This window comes from Mycobacterium sp. TH-M82, from assembly GCF_057473605.1.
On the sequence record NZ_JBYCKY010000295.1, the window covers coordinates 1 to 6105 of the forward strand.

Sequence of the window (6105 nt, forward strand, 5' to 3'; positions counted from 1 at the left end):
ACACCCGCCACGCCCTGACGACCAGGCCAATCGTCCGGAACGGCATGAGGACACCACGAACACCGCAGACAACCGCCCAGCGCTTCGACCGGCTAGGTTTTAGTCAGGTATTCAAAGACGCCCCCCGCCCTCGGGGAGGTGACGAAAATTGTTCGGCGCCTGGTAGCTGGTGGTAGGCATTGAGGTTGGGAACGTGATCCCGACGATTTCGGAACGCACCGGTTAGGACCAAGGCCACGATCTGGTGCACGCCGGGTGCCCCAATTTGAGGTCAATCCCTACAACGAAGTCTCTCTGAGCGCAGTTCGTCTTGTGGGGTCGAGCGGGATGGCCACGTCACACTTCGTGGTGTTGATGCGTGCTGGGCTGTCGACAGATCGGTGAGCGGCTAGGAAGTCGTCGGCGATGCGTGCGCAGTCGTCGGCGGTGATGACGCGCAGGCCGGTTATTCGCGCGAATGCCAGCGGGCCGATGAGTTGGCACAAAGCCAGTTGTGGGTCGAAGTCGTCGAGTTCGGCTCGTGCTGTGGCGTGTTGCAGAACGGCGTCGAAGGGCCAGCGGTACTGCTCGATGACGCGGGCGCGCAGGGCCGTGGAGGCGTGCTCATCAGCTGGCGCGGCGGGGCCAAGCGCGAGCCAGGCCAGTACGGTGACGTGCAGCGGCGCCTCAGCGAAGACGCCGGCCTGGCGGCTCAGCAGCTCAATGAGTTGTTCGCGCAGCAAGCCTGGGGCGGGTGGCAGTGATTCGACTTGGGGAAGTAGCCGTTCGAAAGTGGCCGCGAGCAGGTGTGACGAGCTGTTGAAGTGGCGGTAAAGGGTGGTTCTGGCGACTTTGGAGGCTTTGGTCACCGCGTCGACGGTGACGGCTTCGATGCCGCCGCTGGTGAGCAAGGCTGTTGCGGCGTCGAGAAGCCGGTTGCGGGATCGAATTCGCCGCGGGTCGACATCGTCGACGCCGGCGCTGTGGGCTTGCGGCTGCAGGCTGCTCATTCTTCCTCGCTTCGCGGTTGACCATGCTCCTGGCTGACGGTTCCATGTGGAGCCGCTATAGTACCGGCAGTATCGTAGCGAAACCGATGGTAGCGAAAGGCCGTTAGTTTGTCTGATCGCTTGGTCGACGAGGGTAGCGCGCCCGGCGACTTGCCGGTGTCGGTCCCGCAATTGCTGCCCTACCACACTTCGACATGTTTGGGTTGTGGGCCGCAGAATCCGCATGGCCTGCATTTGGTGGCACATCGCAGTGGCGATTCGGTATACGCCGATGTGACGTTCACCGACCGCCACGTCGGCGCTCCCGGGCTTGCCCACGGTGGTGCTGTTGCTGCGGCGTGCGACGACGTGCTGGGTTTTACGCCGTGGCTCATTGGAGCGCCGGCAGTCACTCGCCGCCTGACCGTCGAGTACTTGCTGCCGGTTCCACTGAACCAGCCTCATCGGATCACGGCCCACATTGAGATGCGACAGGGCCGCGCGTTGCACGTCAGAGCCGCTGGCGTCGGCGGCGATGGGATCATCCGCTTCACCGCCGATGCGGTGTTCGTGGTGGTCGACGCCGCACATTTCGCTGCTCACGGTGACGTGTCCGGTTTTGGTGGCCTGCTGGAGCAATTCGGCCGCGATGGGGTGTCCCGAAACGGCCTGGCTCGATGAGCTCACCCGACTTGCGCGCTCACCCCGCCACGAAGAAATTTGGCGCCACTGCGTCGCCTGCGCGCGGCGTGAGCGCCGCACCGCACCTGGCCGGGGAGCGATGGGAAGCGTTGCTGGATGAGGCGGTGAGATTGGCGTCGGTGGGCGGCTACGACGCCGTGCAAATGCGGGCAGTTGCCAAACATGCCGGCATGGCCGTGGGCACGTTGTATCGCTACGTTCCGTCGAAGAATTACCTGCTGGCCGTCGCGCTGACGCGTCAATTTCACCGTGTGGAGGCAGGCTGGCACTGGACGGCCGGCGCCGCTACGCCCGCGCAGCGACTCGACCGGCTCAGCGCCTATCTGCACGACCGCTGGCAGCGCGATCCGCTGCTTACCGAAGCCATGGTCAAGGCTTTCCGGGTCACCGACAGCACCGCGGCTGACGTGGTGAACGAGGCCGCCGGGGTCATCGAAGATCTCCTGGCGCGCACCCTCGCCGGCGGCACGCCCAGCCTTCTCGATCGACGTGTCGCCGGGGTCATCGCCGACATCTGGCTGGCGAATTTGACCGCTTTCATCGGCCGACGGGCCTCGGCGTCACAGACCCGCGACCGCATCACTCGAGCCACCCGGCGGATACTGGCCAATCTGGCATTGTCATCAACAGCCCGACGACCGTGACCCAAGGCGACGGCATTGGGCACGCGCCTCGTTGCGGCATCGCCGCGGGCCTTGTCGGTGTGGCCGGAGTCTGTGGCAATGCGACAGAAGACTGATAATGTCGCATCCGAAAAGCGGGAGGGTCGCCAATTCGCTTTCGTTACGTCGCTAGTCGGTTCGAGTCAGGGTGAGGGCATCGTGGCGAGGACACCATCGCGTCGGGGTCAGGCGTCTGCGGCCACCCGCGCGGTGGCCACGGATCGGCTGCTCGACGCCGCCGAAGACTGCTTGCGGGATAAGGGGGCAATCGGGCACCACCATGGAGGACCTCGCGGGGCGTACCGGGGTCTCGCGCGCCACGGTGTACCGCTACTTCTCCAATCGCGAGTCCGTCATGTCCGGTGTCATCCTGCGGACAACCGAACGCTACCTGCGAAGCATTGCTCCGCGCATCGCTGAACATGCCGATTTAGGTTCGGCGATCGTCGATTTCGTCGAAGTAACGGTACGGGCGGCTCAACGCGAGCCGATCATCGGTGTGTTGTTCGGCAGCGACGACGATTTAGCCGGTGTCGGGTTGGCCGAAGGCACGTCGGTGGCACTATTCGACCTCGTCGCCGAATTCCTACGACCAGTCTTCAAAGAGCGGTGGGATCAACTAGGGTCGGGGATGTCAGTTGACGACGCCGCCGAGTGGATTCTGCGCGTCATCCTCAGTCTGATCGCGGTGCGCGGCCCCCGCCAGCGCAGTCCCGACGGCCTGAACACCTTCCTACGCCGTTTCCTGCTGCCGTCGTTGCTTTCCACCGCCGAGTCTGGCGACACATGCAACAAACCGTGAGTAGTGTCTTAAGTCATGACGATTGACTCCGACGCCGATCGAGAGCGCTGACCGTGCAGTTTGCGCAGGTCGACCCGGCCATTGCCGAACAACTGCAGAACGCTTCGGCGGTCGTGGAAGGGCTATCCGGTTATCTGGGTTTTCGCCACACCGAGTTCACCGCCGGGCGACTGGTGGTGGAGATGGACGCCCGCGCTGACCTGTTGACTGCGTTCGGCAATCTGCTCGGCGGATGCCCGACCGCGATGGTCGACCACTGCCTGGGTGTGGTGTTCTATCCAGTCATCCCGGCCGGATCATGGGTCGCGACCACGGGGTTTCAAGCTGAACCGGCTTGCGCCCGTGTCACACCGCGTGTGCGTCGCCGTGGCCGAGATCATCGCGCTGGGAAAGCGTAGCGGGGTCGCCAGAATCGACATCAGCAACGACGGGAGCGCAGTGTGCGCCGCCCAAGGAATCGTAACCGTGGTGCGCCCAACGACCGGGTCGGCGTGAGCGCGAAAGTCACCGTTCCCCTCGCGGCTCTAGCTGCCCGATTCGCACGGCTGCGCCGATGACGCTCACGCACTTCAACGGCAGCGACGGTGTCACGCTTGCCGCGGATTGCTACCGGCATCACGATTCCCCCGCTGTCGTCCTCCTGCTACACGGCGGAGGTCAAAACCGCCAGGCTTGGGCGGCCACCGCGCACGAGTTACACGAAGCTGGCTACACCGTCATCGCCTATGACGCCCGTGGTCATGGAGACAGCGCCTGGGATCCCACCGGACACTACGATCTCGACGTGCTGGCGTCGGATCTACTGGCCGTACGTGCGCAAGCGTCAAGCGACCGCCCCGTAGCGGTGGTGGGTGCGTCTCTGGGCGGCATGACCGTCCTCGGGGCACACCGACTCGCAGCCGCAGACCTGTGGGCCGCAGTAACCCTGGTCGACATCACCCCGCGCATGGAGTTCGACAGAGCACGCCGTGTCGTGTCGTTCATGGCCGCCCACCCTGATGGATTCGGCAGCCTCGACGAGGCGGCCGACGTCATCGCCGAATACAACCCACACCGCGCACGGCCGCGCAGTCTGAACGGACTCCGCAAAGTGTTACGGCCACGCGAGGACAATCGGTGGATCTGGCGATGGGACCCGGCTTTCGTGACCTCCAACTTCCACGTCCTGCGCGGCGATCCCGCGGCCGGCGCCGAGGAGTTCAACGCCATCACCGACCTGCTGGTCGACGGAGCCCGCCGCGTACAGGCGCCGACGCTGCTGGTGCGCGGTGTGCTCTCCGACGTCACATCGCCGCAATCGGTCGATGAATTCCTGCAGGTCGTACCGCACGCCCAGACAGTGGACGTCTCGGGCACGGCCCACATGGTCGCCGGCGACGACAACGACGCCTTCACCGCGGCAGTCGCGGACTTTCTGGACCGCACCATTGCGGCAACGTCGTGACGCTGCCCGCTGAAGCCATCCCTACGGCGAGTCGCCTGCCGCTGCGCCGCCGGCGCGACGGTGAGCGGCTGCCGGCGTCGTCTCACTGGTATTGAGTGACAGCACGTAGGCGCCGAGGCTTCCGAGGAAGCCTGCGCAGTGGGCGACGAGTTCGTCGGTGCTGAAGTCGAGTTCGTCGTCGAGCCAGCGGCGCAGCACCTCGAACAGCCCGCCCACCCCCAGGGTCGACGCCAGATGGGCGACGCTCACTGCGGAGTCGGGAATATCGAGGCGCACTCTAGCCTCGCGCAGCACGAGGTCGGCGAATCCAGCCATGAGTTGGCTGCGCAACTCACGTAGCAGCGGCTCGGTTGCCGATTCGACAAACAAAATCCGGCCCAGCCGCCGGTCGTTTTCGATCATCGTGATCAGCGCGCGAATCGGAGCGTGCGCCAACACGTCGGGGGTTGCGCCCGCGTCGGGGATCGCTTGGACAATCACCTCCTGGAAGGTGGCGTAGAGCTGCTGGTAGACCGCCCGCAACAGCTCGTCCCGATCGGTGAAGTGTTGATAGAAGTACCGCGAGGTTACCCCCGAGGTCGCACACACCGCCGTCACCGTGGCCGCCGTCACGCCCCGGGTGCCGATCAACTCCACGGCAGCATCGATCAAGCGCTCGCGGCGGCGGCGATGACGCTGCTCGGCCGACACTCCGCTGTACACCCGGACCGAACGCACACGTATAGTCTGGCACCCACATCTGACAAGGTGTAAAGTCAGATTCGTCCACTACGAACAAGGGGCAGCGTGATGAGCAACGAGTCGTCGATATCGTCGAGAACACGGGTGCTGCCGAAGGCCCGCCGGGTCCGTTTCGCATTGCCTTCGGGCACCACTCGTCAGCATTTCGTGGGCGGCGAGCTGGTGATGAGCCACTTTATTTCGACCTTGTCGGCAACGTTTCCCGAGGGAGAAGACTTTTTTATTCGGTCAGTGCGCCAGTACCGTGACCAGATCCGCGACCCTGACCTTCAGGAGGCGGTCAAGGGATTCATCGCACAGGAGGCCACCCACCGGCACCAGCATCGGCTGCTCAACGAGCGGCTGCAGGCGATGGGTTATCCGACTGACCGGATCGATCGGCACATCAAAAAATTGGTTGCCCGGTTGGAGCAGCGCTTCTCCCCGGTCATGCGCCTGGCTGTCACCGCCGCGCTTGAGCACTACACCGCGACACTGGCCGAGATCATCTTGACCAGTGATGAAGCCCAGAAACTGATCGGCGACACCGAGGTCCGGCCGATCCTGCTGTGGCATGCGTTCGAGGAGTCCGAGCACAAGGCCGTCGCTTTTGATGTCTTGCGGACGATCGGGGCCACCGAACGCACCCGCGTCTGGGGAATGCGCGTCGCTTCGCTGCTTTTGTTCACCGAGTTGATCGCCCAAACGCTCCGGTCTATGGCGGCTGACCGTGCTGCATATCATCCGAGACGAATGACGGCCAGCCTGAAGGCATTTCGTCGGTCCCCCATGTTCAGCCCCGAGGCG

7 protein-coding genes and 1 pseudogene are annotated in these 6105 nt (G+C 64.4%); 6 read left to right on the forward strand and 2 right to left on the reverse strand.

The window, feature by feature from the left end:
- Window positions 1-278: 278 nt before the first annotated feature.
- A complete protein-coding gene (locus tag AC2VON_RS09310) occupies window positions 279-989 on the reverse strand; it encodes a TetR/AcrR family transcriptional regulator (RefSeq protein ID WP_067970551.1) in 711 nt (236 codons plus the stop codon).
- A 150-nt stretch (window positions 990-1139) separates the two neighbouring features.
- Here AC2VON_RS09310 and AC2VON_RS09315 point away from each other — a divergent pair, with 150 nt between their 5' ends.
- The 5 genes and pseudogenes from AC2VON_RS09315 (at window position 1140) to AC2VON_RS09335 (ending at window position 4578) form a co-directional block, all read left to right on the forward strand.
- Window positions 1140-1649, forward strand: a complete 510-nt coding sequence (locus AC2VON_RS09315) for a PaaI family thioesterase (protein ID WP_067971098.1) — start codon at window positions 1140-1142, stop codon at window positions 1647-1649.
- A complete protein-coding gene (locus tag AC2VON_RS09320; protein WP_067970553.1) occupies window positions 1646-2314 on the forward strand; it encodes a TetR family transcriptional regulator in 669 nt (222 codons plus the stop codon). Before AC2VON_RS09315 ends, AC2VON_RS09320 begins: the two co-directional genes overlap by 4 nt.
- A 298-nt stretch (window positions 2315-2612) precedes the next feature.
- Entirely contained in the window at window positions 2613-3134 is a 522-nt protein-coding gene (locus AC2VON_RS09325; protein ID WP_067970555.1) for a TetR/AcrR family transcriptional regulator, read from the forward strand.
- 53 nt (window positions 3135-3187) lie between these two features.
- Window positions 3188-3629 (forward strand): annotated as a pseudogene (locus AC2VON_RS09330) (PaaI family thioesterase).
- Between the two features lie 58 nt (window positions 3630-3687).
- A complete protein-coding gene (locus AC2VON_RS09335; RefSeq protein WP_067970557.1) occupies window positions 3688-4578 on the forward strand; it encodes an alpha/beta fold hydrolase in 891 nt (296 codons plus the stop codon).
- A 21-nt stretch (window positions 4579-4599) separates the two neighbouring features.
- On the opposite strand, the gene AC2VON_RS09340 is transcribed toward AC2VON_RS09335, so the two are convergent.
- On the reverse strand, window positions 4600-5295 hold the full coding sequence (locus AC2VON_RS09340) for a TetR/AcrR family transcriptional regulator (protein ID WP_369737148.1): 696 nt from the start codon (window positions 5293-5295) through the stop codon (window positions 4600-4602).
- A gap of 72 nt (window positions 5296-5367) precedes the next feature.
- Between AC2VON_RS09340 and AC2VON_RS09345 the strand changes: the two genes are divergently transcribed.
- Window positions 5368-6105: metal-dependent hydrolase (locus AC2VON_RS09345; protein ID WP_486952693.1), on the forward strand; the 738-nt coding region annotated here is incomplete at its 3' end.

Bases quoted from the DNA above. Each gene is read 5' to 3' on its own strand.
- AC2VON_RS09335 (WP_067970557.1), top strand. From the start codon at position 3,688: ATGACGCTCACGCACTTCAACGGCAGCGACGGTGTCACGCTTGCCGCG.
- AC2VON_RS09325 (WP_067970555.1), top strand. From the start codon at position 2,613: ATGGAGGACCTCGCGGGGCGTACCGGGGTCTCGCGCGCCACGGTGTAC.
- AC2VON_RS09320 (WP_067970553.1), top strand. From the start codon at position 1,646: ATGAGCTCACCCGACTTGCGCGCTCACCCCGCCACGAAGAAATTTGGC.
- AC2VON_RS09310 (WP_067970551.1), bottom strand. From the start codon at position 989: ATGAGCAGCCTGCAGCCGCAAGCCCACAGCGCCGGCGTCGACGATGTC.